Below are 16103 nucleotides of genomic sequence, written 5' to 3'. Positions count from 1 at the left end.
GCTCACTCCAGTTTACACGCTCCCCGCCCCGCGGCCACCGCGCATCAAGCTCCCCCGCCACCGTGAGCCCGCGCGTGATACGATGGCTCACGGTACAACAACCAGCACGATCGATCCGAAAGGAGCCTGCGTCATGGAGCGTCCCTGCGCATGGAAAAAGTACACGCCACAGCAAATCGAGGAGCTCGAGGAGCTTTGCCGCGGCTATAAGCAGTTTTTGAGCGAGAACAAGACCGAGCGCCTGTGCGTCAAGACCGGCATCAAGATGGCCGAGGAGGCGGGATACGTCGACCTGGAGACCGTGATCGCCGAAGGCCGCGAGCTCAAGGCAGGCGACAAGGTGTACGCCGCCAACCACGGCAAGGATCTTATGCTCGTCAACCTGGGCACCGCCCCGCTCGAGCAGGGCTTTAACATCCTGGGCGCCCACGTGGACTCGCCGCGCCTGGACCTCAAGCAGAATCCCGCCTTCGAGGCCGGCGACATGGCCTACCTCGACACGCACTACTACGGTGGCGTCAAGAGCTACCACTGGGTGGCCTCCCCGCTCGCACTCGTGGGCGTCATCTGCAAAAAGGACGGCACCACCGTCGACATCAACATCGGCGACAAGGCCGACGATCCGGTCTTTACCATCTCCGACCTGCTGATCCACCTCTCGAGCGAGCAGATGTCCAAGCCCGCCAAGGACGCCGTCGACGCCGAGATCCTCGACGTGATCGTGGGCGGCCGTCCCGTAAAATTTGACGAGGACGACAAGGACGCCCCCACCGAGCCCGTCAAGCAGATGTTCCTGGATATCCTCAAGGAGCAGTACGACGTCGAGGAGGAGGACTTCCTCTCCGCCGAAATCGAGGTCGTGCCCGCCGGCCCCGCCCGCGACATGGGCCTCGACCGCTCCATGATTTTGGGCTATGGCCACGACGACCGCGTCTGCGCCTACCCCTCCATGCTCGCCCAGATCAATGTGGCCAACGTGGAGCGCACGAGCATCACGCTCATCGTCGACAAGGAGGAGATTGGCTCCGTGGGAGCCACCGGCATGACAAGCCGCTTCTTCGAGAACACCGTCGCCGAGATCATGACGCTCGCCGGCGAGGGCAGCCCGCTGGCCCTGCGCCGCGCACTCGCCCACAGCCGCATGCTCTCCTCTGACGTATCCGCCGGCTTCGACCCGGGCTACGCCGGCAAGTTCGAGACCAAGAATGCAGCCTTTATGGGTCGCGGCCTGTGCTTTAACAAGTACACGGGCAGCCGCGGCAAGGGCGGTTCCAACGACGCCGACGCCGAGTATATGGCCCTCATCCGCGACATTATGGACGAGGCCGGCGTGGACTTCCAGACCTGCGAGCTCGGTCGCGTCAACGCGGGCGGCGGCGGCACCATCGCCTACATCATGGCCAAGTACGGCATGAACGTCATCGACTCCGGCGTTGCCGTCCTGTCCATGCACGCCCTGTGGGAGGTCGCCAACAAGGCCGATATCTACGAGGCCTATCGCGGCTACAAGGCCTTCATCGAGCGCGCCTAACCAACCCTTCATCAGTTGCGGTGAGATACGGACTAAACTGGCCCATAAACGGCCAAAACAGACCGTATTACACCGCAACTTCCTTTTTGACAGAGGAGAGTCCATGCTGCAGGTCATCATTTCGCCCGCCAAGCAGATGCGCGCGGCCCAAGATGCTTTTGAAGTCCTGGGCATTCCACCCTTTGTGCGCGAGACGGCTCGCCTCCACCGCGCACTGCTAGATATCGAGCGGAATGAAGGCAGCGGCAGCCTGCAGGCGCTGTGGAACGTGAGTGACAAACTGCTGGGGCCCTGCCTCAACACCCTGCATGAGTTCGAGCCCATCTTGCAAAGCGGCGATCTCGACAATCCCGCACTCGCCCGTCACCTCTCCCCTGCCGTCATGTCCTATCACGGCATTCAATACCAAAGCATGGCGCCCGAGGTGATGGATTCCGCACAGCTCGCATGGCTGCAAGACCATCTGTGGATCCTCTCGGGCCTTTACGGATGCGTACGCCCCTTTCATGCCGTTGAACCGTATCGACTGGAGATGGGCGCGAAGCTTGCCGTCGACGATGCCCGAGACCTCTACGCGTTTTGGGGCGACAAGCTCGCACGGGTCATCGCTCCGGCAGGCTCCAACGCCACGATCGTCAACCTCGCCAGCGCGGAATACGCCAAAGCCGTTCTGACCCGCCTCACCACCGACGCCACGGTCGTCACATGTCTCTTTGGCGAAGGCATCCGCAACGGCAAGCCCATCCAACGCTCGACCGCCAGCAAAAAAGCGCGCGGCTCCATGGTGCGCTGGATGGCAGAAAACAAGTTCGAGGATGCAAGCGGGCTCACCGCGTTCGACGTTGGTTATCGTTACTTTCCCGAGCTTTCAAATAAAAACACTTTGGTCTTCCTGAACGAACAGGCCTTGTAGGACTACCGCTACTTTTGAATGTGCTGCCTAGGCACGGCGTCTATTCCGCCAGGCCGTCGGCTTTTGCAATCTCGCTCGTCGAGCCATCTTGGTAGGTAACCTTAACGTGCTCCACCTCGGACGCCTCAACACCCGACGGAGGCTCCAGGCGCCATTCCGTCAGGGCTATATCCATGGTCGTGGGTACATCCCCCTGATCTTTGAGCTCGACCGACAGCGTCCTAAGCGACGCATCGAAGGTCACACGCTCGATCTCTTCACCAGGAATGGAACCACCGCTCAGCTGCAGTTGCACAAACTTGTCGCGCGGATACCAATAGTCGCCCGGCGCGGCAACAGTATTGCCACCCGCGACCTTCGCCGTCATAATCGGCAGGCTATCGTCCGCCTCAAACGTCCAGGAAACTCCCCCACGCCCGCCAAACGTCCAGATACAACAGGCAATCACCATCACGACAAGAATCGCGAAACCAATTGCGACCAGCCCATGATGGGCGCGGCTCTCCTCGGCCGACACATCCCACTGCGTCTCCCGATACAGATGCTTGTCTTCCATGTTCGCCTCCCCGCGGGCATGCTCGTCGCGTCAATCGTACCCATTCGAGCTATACTTGAGCCCACCACATAAACGGGGAGCTTGCAGGACAAGACGGCAGGCTGAGACTGGGCGCGCCCGCCCTGACCCGCAAACCTGATATGGGTAATGCCAACGAAGGGAGCCGTGCCAATGAGCACACAGACCGAGCCCAAGCTCGTCACGCAAATCGACTTCGCCCGCGCCGGGCAAATCACACCGCAGATGAAGGAGGTTGCCGAGCGCGAGCATCGCGACCCCGAGTACATCCGCGAGCGCGTGGCCGACGGCCGCATCGCCATTCCCGCCAACATCGTGCATATCAAAAAGGGCATGCGTGCCTTTGGCGTCGGCGAGGGCCTGTCTACCAAGGTCAACGTCAACCTGGGCATCTCGGGCGACAAGGCCGATGCCGCCGAGGAATGGAAGAAGGTCAAGATCGCCGAGGACTTTGGCGCCGACGCCATCATGGACCTCTCCAACTCGGGCAAGACGCGCCAATTCCGCCAGCAGCTCATCGACGAGACGCCGCTCATGGTAGGCACCGTCCCCATGTACGACGCCATCGGCTACATGGAAAAGCCGCTTGTCAAGCTTACCAAGGACGACCTGTTCGAGGTCGTGCGCGCGCACGCCGAGGACGGCGTGGACTTTATGACCATCCACTGCGGCATCAACAAGTCGGTCACCAAAACCTTTAAGGAGACCGGCCGTCTCATGAACATCGTCAGCCGCGGCGGCTCACTGCTGTTTGGCTGGATGGAGGTCACCGGCAACGAGAACCCCTTCTACGAGTACTTTGACGAGCTGCTCGAGATCTGCCACGAGTATGACGTGACGATTTCGCTCGGCGACTCCTGCCGCCCGGGCTGCCTCTACGACTCCAACGATGCCACCGAGACCGCCGAGATGATCGAGCTGGGCAAGCTGTGCAAGCGCGCTTGGGCCGCCGGCGTCCAGGTCATGGTCGAGGGCCCGGGTCACATGGCGCTCGACGAGATCGCCGCCAACATGAAACTGCAGAAGCGCCTGTGCCACAACGCCCCGTTCTACGTGCTCGGGCCGCTGGTGACCGATATCGGCGTGGGCTACGACCACATCACCGCAGCCATCGGTGGCGCCATCTCCGCGAGCTCGGGTGCCGACTTTTTGTGCTACGTGACACCGGCAGAGCACCTATGCCTGCCTAACGCCCAGGATGTGCTCGACGGCCTCATGGCCACCAAGATTGCCGCACACGCCGCCGACATCGCCAAAAAGGTGCCCCACGCCCGCGACATGGACGACAAGATGGGCCAGGCACGCCGCAAGCTCGACTGGGACGCCATGTGGAAGTGCGCGCTCGACCCGGTCACCGGCAAGAAGCGCTACGAGGAATCCCCTGCTGCCACCGAGGGCACCTGCACCATGTGCGGCAAGATGTGCGCCGTCCGCACCGTCAACAAGGTGTTCGAGGGCACGACGATCGACCTCGGCATGGAGGACTAACTCGTCACCGGAGCCATAATCGGCCACAAGGCGTTCGTCAATTGTTGACGTGTGAACAATTTCTTTCATTTACGTAAAGATTGCACCACCCGCCCGGGATCGGCATACAGCCGGCCCGGGCAACTTTATAATGCGGGCAGGAGACCCATTTGAATCCGACCGAACAAGGGAGCGAACATGGATCGCAGTAAGGTACCAGCCGTCCTGTCCATCGCAGGATCCGATTCCAGCGGTGGCGCCGGCATTCAGGCCGACATCAAGACCATCACGGCGCACCGCCTGTATGCCGAGACGGTCATCACGGCCATCACCGCACAGAACACCCTAGGCGTCACCGCCGTGCAGAACATCTCCCCGGATATTGTCGCGGCGCAGATCGATGCCGTTTTTGACGATATCCGCCCCAGTGCCGTCAAGATCGGCATGGTTTCTTCTGCCGAGATTATCGAAGTCATAGCCGACCGCCTGAGCGCCTGGGACGCACAAAATATCGTCGTCGACCCCGTCATGGTCGCCACTTCGGGCGCTCGTCTCATCGCCGAGGACGCCGCCGAAGCGCTTACACGCCGCCTGTTCCCGCTGGCGACCGTCATCACGCCCAACATTCCCGAGGCCATGGCGCTGCTCGACTACGAGGTCGATTCTGAGCGCACGCAGCAAAACGCTGCTATGCTCCTCACCCGCCGTTTTGGCTGCGCGTCCCTCGTTAAGGGCGGGCATTTTGTCAACGAGGCCAACGATGTGCTAGCAGAGCCCGCGCCGCTCGATGACGAGGGCAACCACCTGGGCGATCCGCTCACCACGTGGTTCCGTCACAAACGCATCGAGACCGCCAACACGCATGGTACCGGCTGCACGCTCTCGTCCGCCATCGCCTGCGCGCTGGCCCAGGGCATGGATCTTGCCGATGCCGTCAACGCCGGCAAGGCCTACCTAACCGGCGCTCTCGCCGCCGGCCTGAACATGGGCAAGGGCTCCGGCCCCGTCAACCACATGTGGCAGTACTAAAAAGCCAGCAACCAAAACCACCGCACAAACCACCACAAAGGCGCCTGTCCCTTTGTGGTGGTTTGGGGTCGCGCTACTGACCGAGCATCTCTTGGAGCTTGGCCGCCACGGCGTGGCCCAGGCTCTCGTGGCTTTCGGGCATCATGTGCAGATAATCGATATCGCCCGGCTCGGCAAAATCGGCGGCATTCAAAAAGTCGCAGCCAAACTGCTCAGCGACATACGCATAGTATTCGGCAACATGCTCCGAGGCCTCGACGGAACGCTCGTCAAAGTCGGTCATGTACACATCGGCGATCTGCGGTTTAATCTTGATAGGCGCCATCAGCAGAATGCGCGGGCAGGGCGCAGCGTCGGTCCACGGAAACGCGCGGACGGCGCGAATCAGCGCCATGGCGCCACGGGCGATATCGGAAGCCGTCACGTTAAAGACCGTCTTGCAGTCGTTGGTGCCCAGCATGATCACCATGGCGTCCAGCGGCTTATGGGCCTCGAGCAGCATCGGCAACGCGCGGATGCCGTTGAGATTAGTGTCCAGATGACACATATCGTCGCGCACCGTTGTGCGGCCGTTTAGGCCTTCCTCAATCACATGCCAGCCCTCGCCCAGGTCGCGCTGGGCCACGCCGCACCAGCGCACATCGTGCGCATAGCGCACCGCGGTGCCATCGCGCATGCCCGACGGATCGTAGCCATAGGTATTGCTGTCACCAAAGCACAGGACGTTTTTCATCGCAAGCCCTTCCTTCAGTAAAAAGCCGACGGGAGCAGCCCCTCCCGCCGGCTCGACCTATCTGTCAGCGCGCACCGATTACAGATACTTGCGCCAGTCGTCATCATCCTCGTCGTCCTCGGCAGCGGCATGAGCCTGCTCGGCGGCACGGGCGGCCGCGGCACGGGCGGCAACCTGGGCATAGGACTCCTCGTTGCGCTCGGGGAAGCTTGCCAGCACGTGCTCGAACTTGGCAAAATCCTCGTCCCAGCGCGTAGAGGGCACGGCAAAGAAGACCTGCTTGACCTTAAAGTCGCCCGATGCGAGCTCCTTGCGGAAGAGCTCGGCCACGGCCTCGGCGTCAAAGCCGTTGTTGTCACACCCCCAGGCGCCCAGCACGAGCTTCTCGCGACCAAGCTCGTCGCAGATGGCCAGCACAAAGCGGATACGATCGCGCAGGGCGTCCAGCAGGGCATCGTCACCCACGCGATACTCCTGGCGAGCGCGCTTGGCGTTGGGCGCAGCGGCAACGATCACGTCGGCATACGCATGCACGTGGTTGCGGTCGAAGCGCACCGCAGGCACCACCAGCGCACGGTTGCGGTACAGCTCACAGTTGATGTTGCGGCGACGGTTCTCGCCGTACCATTTGCGCTGCTTATCGAGCACATTGTACAGATACGAATCGGCACAGAGCGTGGCCTCCTGACCCAGATAGCCCTGGATGTAGCCACCGCCCGGGTTGGTGAACGAGGCAAAGGCGAGCACGGCCATGTCGCAGAACTGCGCGTAGCCTCGGCCGTTATCCAGAATGGCCTGCGTGGCAGAGGCGTCGAGCACGGTGACCTCGGGCAGGACCGGAGCGGGCTCCTCGGCAGCAGGCGCGGGCTCGGTCTCCGTGGCTTCCTCTGCGGGCACAGGCTCGGCCACGACCTCGGTCTCGGCAGACGCAACCTCGGCGGCCTCAGACTCATCGGCAACCTGCTCTTCGGCAGCAGCCACCTGGGCCTTAGCCTTCATCGCCGCGACAAATCCGGCAGGCATGCCCTCGAACTCGCGCACGCCGGCAAGCGAGCGCTCGATATCCTTTGCGCACGCTTCGGACACAGTCGCCACGTGACGCTCGGCGGCCTTGGCACGGGCCTCGCGCTTGGGATTGGGCTGTCCCGCGCGGTTGGGCCTACGGTTACGGTTCCTGTTGTCGACGTCTGCCATAAGTGGTCACCTTTCTCGGTCGCTGCCGCTATCGGCTTTTCCCATCCATGATACCCCGCCGCGTACAAAAAAGGCGGCCCCGAAGGACCGCCTTTCGCATCGATTTGCGCGCGGCAAGCACCGCTGCAATCTGGCACTAGTCGCGACGACCAAGGATGTTCAGAATGCGCAGGAACACGTTGATAATGTCCACGAACAGGTTGGACGCCATGAGCACGGCGTTGGGCAGCGTGGGCGGCACCGTCGTGGCCACATAGGTGTCGTAGCCAATAAAGCCGGCGAACACCACAATCACGATCAGGTCGGTGATGGTCTGCGAGACGCCCATGAACATCAGCACGATCTCGACCAGAATCGTGGCAAGCAGAATGCCAAAACCAATGCCGTACACACGCTGGAAGAATTTGGGGAAGGTCACGCCCAGTGCGCCAAAGACAAAGGTGATGGCGGCAGTGGCGATAAAGGCGGTGTTGATGGTGGGCAGGTCGTAGTTGGCAAGGCCAAACGACGCGGTCAGACCAAAGGTGCTCGCAAAGATCGCGTAACCCGCGAGCGACAGGCCCACGGACTGTTTGCTGGCGGCGGCCGACATCATGACGATGCCGACAATGGTCAGGATAAACGAGCCAAAGACCAGCGGCAGGGCGGCGCCACTCATCATCATGCGCGCAAACGACATGGTGCCCGTAAAGTAGGCGCCAGCGCCCATAGCGCAAAAACCCAAAAAGATCAGGGCAGACATGGCAAGGTTGTACGCGCGCGGCGACATCTCCTTGGCACGGCTTGCGCCGGTCTCGATGGGGCCGTTCTGATAGCCCTGGATATCGTTCATAATTTCGTCCTTTCAAAAAGCGCCGCGACAGCGCCGTAGGTGACAAGATTCCTGCCATTGTACCCGAATGGCGCGCGCTCTTACCCGCGGCGCTCACTCTCGAGTGTGCGGTCGAACGCCCACACCCACCACCGCATCAGATGAGCCTGCGAGCCATCCGGTCGCTCACGCGCCTGATCTTCCAGATACAGCTCGGTCGTATGTCCGCCAAAACGAACCTTATAGGTTGCCGTACGAATGCCGTGAACCGTCAGGCCAAAACCGGTAGACGAGACAATCTCGTCAATCGTAAAGCAGCGACCGTCGACCCAGCAGACGGTAACCGGCACAACTTGTCCGCCCGCGAGGATGCGGGCCACGACGTCCACATACTGCTTGTGCACGCGCCGAGTTTTGCCATCTGTCTGTCGATATTCCATGCCCCTATTATCGAACGCATGTTTGTATATTGTAAAGCGAACAGACTGTGGTTTTGGGGTGTCGGAGCGAGCGCACGTGTCCTCACGGCGTGTTAGCAAAAAGAACACCCGCGGTCAACAGGGCTAATATTCAATTTTAGTGCCAAAAAATTCACTTCTCCCGTCAGAACTCGGTAAAGAAACCCGCAGGAGGTGATACGATTTATCATGTTTTTGTAACGTTTCTGCAAACTTCGAGAAAGCCCATATATGGACGTAACGTTCTCAGCCTTCCTCGGCCAACTTGTTTCGAACCCAGTCCTTGCCGTCACCGTGTTCCTCGCGCTCGGCGCCATCTTCGTCAACGGATGGACCGACGCGCCCAACGCCATCGCGACCTGTGTCACCACGCGTTGCATGCCCGCCCGCGCCGCCATTCTCATGAGTGCCGCGTTCAACTTTTTGGGCGTGCTCATCATGACGCACTTTAATGCCAGCGTTGCCAACACCATCTCCCATATCGTCGACTTTGGCGGAAACAGCACCATGGCGCTCGCGTGCCTCTGCGCGGCCCTGTTCTCCATCGTCGTCTACGGCGCCACGGCATCGCGTTTTGGCATCCCCACCTCGCAGAGCCACAGCCTCATCGCCGGCCTGACCGGCGCTGCCATCGCCCTCGGCGGCGCCAGCAGCGTCAATGTCCACGAGTGGATGAAGGTCATCTACGGCCTGGCGCTCTCCATCGGTCTGGGCTTCGTCATGGGCTGGGTCCTGTGCAAGCTCGTCTCGATTCTTTTCGCTGCCGCCAACAGGCGACGTGCCAACGTCTTCTTTAAATATGCTCAGATCGCGAGCGCCGCGGCCATGAGCTTTATGCACGGCGCGCAGGATGGACAAAAGTTCATCGGCGTGCTCTTTTTAGGTGTCGCCTTTGCCAACGGACAGACCGGCGTCGGCAACGCCGGCATCCCCATCTGGATCATGCTGCTGTGCTCGGCCACCATGGGCATCGGCACCAGCGTGGGCGGTGAGCGTATCATCAAGTCCGTCGGCCAGAGCATGGTTAAGCTCGAGAAGTATCAGGGCTTCTCTGCCGACCTGGCAGGAGCCGCAAACCTGCTGCTTGCCACGCTCACCGGTATCCCCGTGTCCTCCACGCACATCAAGACCTGCGCCATCATGGGCGTTGGCGCCGTCAAGCGCCTCTCGGCCATCAACTTCGGCGTGGTCAAGGACATGATGTTCACGTGGTTCTTCACCTTCCCCGCCTGTGGACTCATCAGCTTTGTCATGGCCAGGCTGTTCATGATGTTCCTCTAGTCAAACCGAACGTCCATCCGGACCGCATTACCTCGCCCACCCGTCTTCGCCCCGAAAGGATCACTCATGGCAAAGAAACCCGATTCGTTCTACTTTGACAACTACGTCGTCTGCGCCGACTTCGCCGTTCAGGCAGCCGAGCTGCTCACCAAGATTTTTGAGAACTTTGACCCCGCGCAGATCCACGATATGCTCGAGAAGATGCATGCGATTGAGCATGCAGCAGACAAGAAGCACCATGAGCTCGAAGACGCCCTGCTCACGGCCTTTATCACCCCGCTTGAGCGCGAGGACCTTAACCTAATGAGCTGCTCGCTCGATACCGTGCTCGACCGTATTGAGGGCGTCGTGCAGCGCCTCTACTTCACCAACATCCAGAGCATCCACCCTGATGCCATCGTGATCGCCCACAAGGTGACCGACGCCTGCCGCGCCATGAAGGACCTGATGGTCGAGTTGCCCAACTACCGCAAGTCCAAAACGCTGCGCGAGCTCGTCATCCAGATCAACACCATCGAGTCCGAGGCCGACGAACTCTACATCAACGCCATGCGTAACCTGCACGTCAACGGCAAGGACCCGCTCGAGGTCATCGCCTGGCGTGACGTGTACGCCTTCTTGGAGTACTGCGCCGACTGCTGCGAGAATGTGGCCGATGTCGTGGATTCGATTGTCATGAAGAACAGTTAATTGGGGGTATGCGTCCCACCGGCGAAGGCCCGGCACCTATTTGCTTTCTCTCTCCGGCTGCACGGCAGAGTCGTTCGAAAGTAAATAGGTGTCGGGCCTTCGCCTTGCGTACCGCCATTGGGAACCTTGGCTGATTGTTTTAGCGCAATGGGGGTTTGGCTGAAGGGACCTTTGGTACCCGCTCGGACACTTTGGCCCTTGGTGAGCGTTTGACTGATTGCTGCTTTGGGTACTCTTTGGGTTACTTTGGGTTTGTTTGATTTTTAATTGTTGGAGGGCTTGTATGTCGTATATGGATCTGGCTCGGTCTCGGTATTCTTGTCGTTTGTTTGAGGATCGTTCTGTTGAGCAGGCTGTGGTGGATACCATTGTTGAGGCTGGACGCATTGCTCCTTCTGCTTGCAATAATCATCCAACCCGTGTGATGGTGTTGGATACGCCTGAGCTTCTGGAAAAGGCAGCTGCTTGTCAGCCTCGGTTTGCTCGTGATGGGTCCATCTTTGGCGCTCCGCTCATCTTCCTCGTTTGCAGCGTTACCAACGATGCTTGGGTGCGTCCCTATGATCAGATGAACTCCAGCGCTATCGACACCTCGATTGTTTGCGATCAGATGATGATGGAGGCCGAGGAACAGGGCCTGGGAACGTGCTGGGTATGCCATTTTAAGCCCGAGCTAGCCCGCGAGCAGTTCAACCTGCCCGAGGGCGTTTATCCCTACCACATGCTCGTCTGCGGCTATCCCGCCGACCATATCGCCGACCCCGAGCATCGCGAGGCCCGCACCATTCCCCTATCCAATTTCCTCCTCAAGTAGTTTTTGGCCCATGCCCTAAAATCTACCTTTTACCGCTCAAGCGTTCGCCGAGTTCTGCCCTATCGCACGCAGAGCTCGGCGTTTTGCTTCCCAACCCGTATACAGCTACAAAAAAGGAGCTCGCAAGCGCGAGCTCCTTCTAAGGGGCTAGATTGTAGTTTTGGCGCTAGTCCAGGTCGTCCGCGGCAAAGTTGTCAATCGGGGCGAAGGGGTCGGCCACGGGGACAACCGGATCAGCGACAGGCAGCGGCTCGGCGGCAGGCATGGTCACGGCAGGAGAAGCCGCGGAACCGACCGGCGTAGAAGCCAGCAGATCGGCCGGGAAGGAATTCTGAGCATCGTCCATAAAGTGCTGAATGAGCTTGAGATACTCGGCCTTGAACTCCTCGCGGGAAGCCTTCAGACGGTCAATCTCCTCGAGCTCGGCCTGCTTCTCGGTCAGGGCCTGACGGATGACCTCGCGGGCCTTGGCGTCGGCCTCGTTGCGGATGCGGTCAGCATTCTCGTTAGCGTCGTTGACAATCGCCTCGGCGGTCTGCTGAGCCGCAATGAGAGCGGCGGAAATCTGACGCTCCTGAGCGGAGAAATCGGGAGCGGGAGTGGCGACAGGGGCAGCCTGAGCGGCAGAATCCTGGGCCTGCGCAAGCTGAGCCTGCGTATCGGCAAGCTGCTGCTCGGTGGCGGTCAGGCGACCCTTAAGATCAACGATCTTGGCAAGCATAGCGTCGACCTCGGAGGACAGGGTCTCCAGGAAGACGTCGACCTCGGCGGGATCGTAGCCGCGCTTGGCCTCAGAGAAGGTCTGAGCCTGGATGTCAGCAGGGGTAATAGCCATAACAAGTTCTCCTTTATCATCGCCTTGGCGCTAAGCGCCCGACATAGGTTACTGAGCCAGTCCTATACGAGTATACCTATAAGTAGCTGCAGAATGAGCTTCTGCACCAACTGCAACGCAATAATCGCAACGACCGGTGAAAAATCGATACCGCCCATCGGCGGCATAAACCGGCGAAACAGGTTGAGCCAAGGGCCGCAAACGCTGTCGAGCACCGCCGCGATATCCTGTAGCAAACCACCCTGCTTCATGGGAATCCACGTCATAAAGCAGTAGACCACAATCAACGTGGAATAAAAATTAAACAGCGTGTTGACAAGCTGAACGATGGTGTAGATGTTGATGGGAATCTCCTCGCCTTGTCTTTACTTGAGATAGCCGTCGGCGCGAAGCTTCTTGAGATCCGAATCCTTGACCTCGCAGCCGGCGGGCAGCACCATAAACACGCGATCGCCCACTTCTTTGACCGAAGCGCCCAGGCCGCAGGCAAAGCCATAGCTAAAGTCCAGGACGCGTTTGGCGACCTCGGTGCGAACGCCCACAAAGATCAGCGCGACAGGCTGCTTGGTACGCACGCGGCGCACGACCGTCTCCACGTCGTCATAACTCTCCGGACGAAGAACGTAGGCCGGCAACTGAGGCGTGGCGTTGATGATATTGCTCGCATAGGCAGAGGCATCGCTCGGCGTTGAAGCAGGAGCGGGCACAGCGGCAGCGCGGACCCGAGCGTTCTCGGCGTAGCTTGACGGCGTGTCATAGGCGCCGGGACGATAACCGCCCGCAGCGGCATCCTGAGAGCGCGAAGGCGGATTGTACGTCGTAGCGTGACGGGAGTCGTCGCCGATCAGTTGACCGGAACGCGTGTACACAGCAACCGACTCAGCCTCTCCGCGGCGTGTCTGCCCCAGCAGTCCATTGCTCGGTTCATCTTGCGTGTAGAAGCCCTCGCCCGAAGCACCGCTGTAGCCGTTGTTCTGATAGCCGTCGTCATAGCCGTCATCGTAACCGTAGTCATCATCCTGGCCATAACCCTGGTCATAACCCTGCTGGCCGCCTAGGTGCATTTTATTTTTAATTTCGTCAAGGAAACCCATGGTTGTGTCCTCTCACGGTCTAATGCAGGCGCTCTGACAATCAGCGCGCACTTCAGGCTCTTATTTTACTTCAAACTCCGGGCTGAATACTACCCTGCCCAGGCGAACAAGCGTCGAGCCTTCCTCAAGGGCAGGCTCAAAGTCCTCGCTCATGCCGCAAGAAAGCTCAGGCAGACACAGATCGGGGTGTGCCGTCTCCAGCTCATCCCTCAACTCACGCAGCCCGGCAAAGGTGCGGCGCGCCACATCCTTATTCCCCCGGGGTGCCATGGTCATAAGCCCCTGCACACAAATTCCCTCAAGTTCCGCAAGCTCGCCGGCGGAGGCACGAACCTCATCGGGCGAAAAGCCGCCCTTGGACTCCTCCCCGCTTACATTGACCTCGATCAGCACATGCTGAGGACCGGCAAGCTCGCCCGCCTCAATCTTGCGGACGGCACGGCTCGAGATAGCCTGCGCCAAATGAAGCGACCCCACCGAATGAATCAGCTCGGCCGCACCCAGCACCGCATTGATCTTGTTGGTCTGAAGATTACCGATCATATCGAAGCGCACCTCGGGCAGCTCCGGATGCTCCGCCAGCCCCGCAAGCTTGCGAACAAGCTCCTGCGGACGGTTCTCGGCAAAATGACGATACCCTGCCTGGATGGCGGCAACGGTCTCATCGACGCCAACGGTCTTGGAGACGGCAATCAGACGTGCGGCATCGTGAGAACGGCCCGCGCGATCGAGTGCGGCATAAAAGCGTTCGAGAATCTGCTCGCGGCGAGCGCGCATCACGTTCAAATAATTATCCATTGCCAATCGCCTCCGCTAACAGCCATACAAGTAGTCCCATGCTAACGCAAGAGCGCGGCCCTGCATGTGCAAGGCCGCGCTCACTTAGGTATTTACAATCTTTCGACGAACGGAGCTACCCTACTCCTCGTCATCCTCGGTATCGTCCTCGTCCTCGAGGTGCTCGAGCAGGTAGCGAAGACCCTCGCTCACCTCGTTAGCGGGCACCTTGGCAACAAAGCGCGCATCGACAGTGGGCCTCATGATGACGCCCTCGCCCGAAGGTACGCGCATGCTCTCGAGCTCATCCTCGTCCGTACGGGCGATATCGCCGGCGTTCATGCGCTGGCCGGTCAAAAGGAAGGTCAGACGGCAGGCGGCATCGATGGAAATCGAGGCGATGCGATCGAGGTAGCGCGAAACCATGATGGCGCGGCGCAGATCGTCATAGTTGCTGTCGTCGTCCATAAACTCGCCCGCGTCCATGCGGTTGAAGGTACGGAAGAACTTCTCATAGGCCGCATGCACCGGCTCGTCCTCGACGGCCAGGTTGCAGATGATGGACATGTCGTTGGTGACGAGCGCGGAAAGCGACGAGCCCAGCACCTGGTATACGGCTTCGGCCTCGGCCTCAACCGTACCGACGAGCTCCTGGGGCAGCGAGATATCGGCCTTGACCATATGACGCGTGGCGCGGCAGATCTGGCGAACCTTATCGGTCATGCGCTGCAGGTTAAAGTCGACGTAGATGATTGTCTGCAGCAAGCGGAAGTCGGAGGCGACCGGCGACTGCGTAGCGATCAGGTTGTAGCACACGGCCTCCAGGTTGGCGCAGCGCGCGTCAATCGAAAGCGTGCGCTTCTTGGTCTTGGTGGCGAGCTTGCGGTCGTCGGTCACATAGGCCTTCACGGCGTCGTGAAGAGCCAGGTCTACAGCCTCGTAGATGCTCAACATCTCGTGACGAGCCTCGACGAGCTGACGGGAAAACAGTTTGCGCATGGTTCACTCCAATCAGTTGGGTGCGGTCATGCCGCCCGCACAGTGAATACGCACCGGACCAGGTCCGATCGGCTTGGGACTAGTCGCACCGATCAGCCAAAGCGGCCGGTGATATAGTCTTCCGTCCGCGAATCCACCGGGCTGGTGAAGATCGCGTCGGTTTGACCATACTCGATGAGCGTGGCGGGCTCGCCGGCAACCTCCTGCAAGAAGAAGGCGGTGTAGTCGCTAATGCGAGCTGCCTGCTGCATTGAATGTGTGACGATGATGATCGTCATCTCGGGCGCCAGCTCGGCCATCAGATCCTCGACCTTGGAGACGGACGTGGGGTCGATGGCGGAGCAGGGCTCGTCCATCAGAAGGACATCGGGCTGCACCGCGAGCACACGCGCGATGCACAGACGCTGCTGCTGACCGCCCGAGAGCGCCAAACCATCCTTGTTGAGCTGATTGGATACCTCTTTCCAGAGGTTGGCGCGCTTGAGCGATTCTTCCACGATGTCATCGAGGTCGCTTTTGCTAGTCACGCCCTGCAGACGAGGGCCAAAAGCAACATTCTCGTAGATGGATTTAGGGAACGGGTTGGGCTGCTGAAAAATCATGCCCACGCGGCGGCGAAGGTCGACCGGGTCGACGCCCTCGGCATAGATATCGTTGCCGTCGAGCGTCATGGTGCCCTCGACGCGCGTGCCCTCGATAAGGTCGTTCATACGGTTGATACAGCGCAAAAACGTCGATTTGCCGCAGCCCGAAGGGCCGATAAACGAGGTAATGGCGTTTTTGGCGATGTTGAGGTCGAGACCCGTCAGCGCATGAAAGTCACCGTACCAAAAGTTGAAATCCTTGGCCGTGATGGCCGCTTGCTCCAGCGTGGGAGCGGACTGATAGACGGACATGGGACTC

General features: G+C 60.1%; 18 protein-coding genes and 1 riboswitch. Of the genes, 7 read left to right on the top strand and 11 right to left on the bottom strand.

The genetic code is table 11. The annotated features are described in order from the left end of the window. The first annotated feature begins 133 nt into the window (after positions 1–133). Positions 134–1531, top strand: coding sequence for an aminopeptidase (locus FYJ40_RS01900; protein ID WP_154515295.1), 1398 nt, complete (start codon positions 134–136; stop codon positions 1529–1531). A gap of 103 nt (positions 1532–1634) precedes the next feature. Beyond that, the gene (locus tag FYJ40_RS01895; RefSeq protein ID WP_154515293.1) at positions 1635–2444 is read left to right on the top strand and encodes a YaaA family protein; all 810 of its coding nucleotides are present in this window, start codon (positions 1635–1637) and stop codon (positions 2442–2444) included. 40 nt (positions 2445–2484) lie between these two features. Here FYJ40_RS01895 and FYJ40_RS01890 read toward each other — a convergent pair whose 3' ends face one another. After that, on the bottom strand, positions 2485–3000 hold the full coding sequence (locus FYJ40_RS01890) for a hypothetical protein (protein WP_154515290.1): 516 nt from the start codon (positions 2998–3000) through the stop codon (positions 2485–2487). Positions 3001–3063: 63 nt separating this feature from the next. Then, positions 3064–3179, top strand: a riboswitch (TPP riboswitch). On the opposite strand from FYJ40_RS01890, the gene thiC reads away from it, so the two are divergent. Further along, the gene (gene thiC / locus FYJ40_RS01885; RefSeq protein ID WP_099431544.1) at positions 3172–4506 is read left to right on the top strand and encodes a phosphomethylpyrimidine synthase ThiC; all 1335 of its coding nucleotides are present in this window, start codon (positions 3172–3174) and stop codon (positions 4504–4506) included. (Overlaps the previous riboswitch by 8 nt.) A gap of 177 nt (positions 4507–4683) precedes the next feature. After that, the gene (gene thiD / locus FYJ40_RS01880; protein WP_154515288.1) at positions 4684–5514 is read left to right on the top strand and encodes a bifunctional hydroxymethylpyrimidine kinase/phosphomethylpyrimidine kinase; all 831 of its coding nucleotides are present in this window, start codon (positions 4684–4686) and stop codon (positions 5512–5514) included. Positions 5515–5587: 73 nt separating this feature from the next. On the opposite strand, the gene FYJ40_RS01875 is transcribed toward thiD, so the two are convergent. The 4 genes from FYJ40_RS01875 to FYJ40_RS01860 form a co-directional block, all read right to left on the bottom strand. After that, positions 5588–6247 carry an SGNH/GDSL hydrolase family protein gene (locus tag FYJ40_RS01875; protein WP_154515286.1) on the bottom strand — a complete coding sequence of 220 codons (660 nt, stop codon included), beginning with the start codon at positions 6245–6247 and terminating at the stop codon, positions 5588–5590. A gap of 78 nt (positions 6248–6325) precedes the next feature. Next, complete coding sequence (locus FYJ40_RS01870; RefSeq protein ID WP_154515282.1) at positions 6326–7441, bottom strand: TIGR02452 family protein; 1116 nt, start codon at positions 7439–7441, stop codon at positions 6326–6328. 136 nt (positions 7442–7577) lie between these two features. Then, positions 7578–8273 (bottom strand): Bax inhibitor-1 family protein, encoded by a 696-nt coding sequence (locus tag FYJ40_RS01865; protein WP_154515280.1) that lies wholly within the window; start codon positions 8271–8273, stop codon positions 7578–7580. An 80-nt stretch (positions 8274–8353) separates the two neighbouring features. Beyond that, the gene (locus FYJ40_RS01860) at positions 8354–8692 is read right to left on the bottom strand and encodes a hypothetical protein (protein WP_154515278.1); all 339 of its coding nucleotides are present in this window, start codon (positions 8690–8692) and stop codon (positions 8354–8356) included. A 249-nt stretch (positions 8693–8941) separates the two neighbouring features. Here FYJ40_RS01860 and FYJ40_RS01855 point away from each other — a divergent pair, with 249 nt between their 5' ends. From FYJ40_RS01855 to FYJ40_RS01845, 3 genes are all read left to right on the top strand, one after another. Then, positions 8942–9991 carry an inorganic phosphate transporter gene (locus FYJ40_RS01855; protein WP_154515276.1) on the top strand — a complete coding sequence of 350 codons (1050 nt, stop codon included), beginning with the start codon at positions 8942–8944 and terminating at the stop codon, positions 9989–9991. 66 nt (positions 9992–10057) lie between these two features. After that, positions 10058–10681 (top strand): DUF47 domain-containing protein, encoded by a 624-nt coding sequence (locus FYJ40_RS01850; protein WP_154515274.1) that lies wholly within the window; start codon positions 10058–10060, stop codon positions 10679–10681. A 283-nt stretch (positions 10682–10964) separates the two neighbouring features. After that, on the top strand, positions 10965–11495 hold the full coding sequence (locus tag FYJ40_RS01845; RefSeq protein WP_154515272.1) for a nitroreductase family protein: 531 nt from the start codon (positions 10965–10967) through the stop codon (positions 11493–11495). A gap of 166 nt (positions 11496–11661) precedes the next feature. Here FYJ40_RS01845 and FYJ40_RS01840 read toward each other — a convergent pair whose 3' ends face one another. The 6 genes from FYJ40_RS01840 to pstB all read right to left on the bottom strand — a co-directional run bounded on the left by FYJ40_RS01840 (position 11662) and on the right by pstB (position 16096). Continuing rightward, positions 11662–12330, bottom strand: a complete 669-nt coding sequence (locus FYJ40_RS01840; protein ID WP_154515270.1) for a DivIVA domain-containing protein — start codon at positions 12328–12330, stop codon at positions 11662–11664. Positions 12331–12392: 62 nt separating this feature from the next. Next, positions 12393–12638, bottom strand: a complete 246-nt coding sequence (locus FYJ40_RS01835) for a YggT family protein (RefSeq protein ID WP_154515268.1) — start codon at positions 12636–12638, stop codon at positions 12393–12395. A gap of 57 nt (positions 12639–12695) precedes the next feature. After that, positions 12696–13424 carry a cell division protein SepF gene (sepF, locus tag FYJ40_RS01830; RefSeq protein WP_154515266.1) on the bottom strand — a complete coding sequence of 243 codons (729 nt, stop codon included), beginning with the start codon at positions 13422–13424 and terminating at the stop codon, positions 12696–12698. 60 nt (positions 13425–13484) lie between these two features. Continuing rightward, entirely contained in the window at positions 13485–14222 is a 738-nt protein-coding gene (locus FYJ40_RS01825) for a YggS family pyridoxal phosphate-dependent enzyme (protein WP_154515264.1), read from the bottom strand. A 120-nt stretch (positions 14223–14342) separates the two neighbouring features. Then, on the bottom strand, positions 14343–15200 hold the full coding sequence (locus FYJ40_RS01820; protein WP_154515262.1) for a PhoU domain-containing protein: 858 nt from the start codon (positions 15198–15200) through the stop codon (positions 14343–14345). Positions 15201–15292: 92 nt separating this feature from the next. Further along, a complete protein-coding gene (gene pstB, locus FYJ40_RS01815; RefSeq protein WP_089571588.1) occupies positions 15293–16096 on the bottom strand; it encodes a phosphate ABC transporter ATP-binding protein PstB in 804 nt (267 codons plus the stop codon). Positions 16097–16103: the final 7 nt, after the last annotated feature.

The organism is Collinsella sp. WCA1-178-WT-3 (M1) (assembly GCF_009696325.1).
Lineage (GTDB): Bacteria > Actinomycetota > Coriobacteriia > Coriobacteriales > Coriobacteriaceae > Collinsella.
This window is presented reverse-complemented; position numbering and strand designations above follow the sequence as displayed.

Coding starts and splice junctions, on each gene's coding strand:
- FYJ40_RS01850 (WP_154515274.1), top strand. CDS start 10,058: ATGGCAAAGAAACCCGATTCGTTCTACTTTGACAACTACGTCGTCTGC.
- FYJ40_RS01825 (WP_154515264.1), bottom strand. CDS start 14,222: ATGGATAATTATTTGAACGTGATGCGCGCTCGCCGCGAGCAGATTCTC.
- thiD (WP_154515288.1), top strand. CDS start 4,684: ATGGATCGCAGTAAGGTACCAGCCGTCCTGTCCATCGCAGGATCCGAT.
- FYJ40_RS01845 (WP_154515272.1), top strand. CDS start 10,965: ATGTCGTATATGGATCTGGCTCGGTCTCGGTATTCTTGTCGTTTGTTT.
- FYJ40_RS01895 (WP_154515293.1), top strand. CDS start 1,635: ATGCTGCAGGTCATCATTTCGCCCGCCAAGCAGATGCGCGCGGCCCAA.
- FYJ40_RS01820 (WP_154515262.1), bottom strand. CDS start 15,200: ATGCGCAAACTGTTTTCCCGTCAGCTCGTCGAGGCTCGTCACGAGATG.
- FYJ40_RS01875 (WP_154515286.1), bottom strand. CDS start 6,247: ATGAAAAACGTCCTGTGCTTTGGTGACAGCAATACCTATGGCTACGAT.
- FYJ40_RS01860 (WP_154515278.1), bottom strand. CDS start 8,692: ATGGAATATCGACAGACAGATGGCAAAACTCGGCGCGTGCACAAGCAG.
- FYJ40_RS01855 (WP_154515276.1), top strand. CDS start 8,942: ATGGACGTAACGTTCTCAGCCTTCCTCGGCCAACTTGTTTCGAACCCA.
- FYJ40_RS01900 (WP_154515295.1), top strand. CDS start 134: ATGGAGCGTCCCTGCGCATGGAAAAAGTACACGCCACAGCAAATCGAG.
- FYJ40_RS01870 (WP_154515282.1), bottom strand. CDS start 7,441: ATGGCAGACGTCGACAACAGGAACCGTAACCGTAGGCCCAACCGCGCG.
- FYJ40_RS01890 (WP_154515290.1), bottom strand. CDS start 3,000: ATGGAAGACAAGCATCTGTATCGGGAGACGCAGTGGGATGTGTCGGCC.
- FYJ40_RS01865 (WP_154515280.1), bottom strand. CDS start 8,273: ATGAACGATATCCAGGGCTATCAGAACGGCCCCATCGAGACCGGCGCA.
- sepF (WP_154515266.1), bottom strand. CDS start 13,424: ATGGGTTTCCTTGACGAAATTAAAAATAAAATGCACCTAGGCGGCCAG.
- FYJ40_RS01840 (WP_154515270.1), bottom strand. CDS start 12,330: ATGGCTATTACCCCTGCTGACATCCAGGCTCAGACCTTCTCTGAGGCC.
- pstB (WP_089571588.1), bottom strand. CDS start 16,096: ATGTCCGTCTATCAGTCCGCTCCCACGCTGGAGCAAGCGGCCATCACG.
- thiC (WP_099431544.1), top strand. CDS start 3,172: ATGAGCACACAGACCGAGCCCAAGCTCGTCACGCAAATCGACTTCGCC.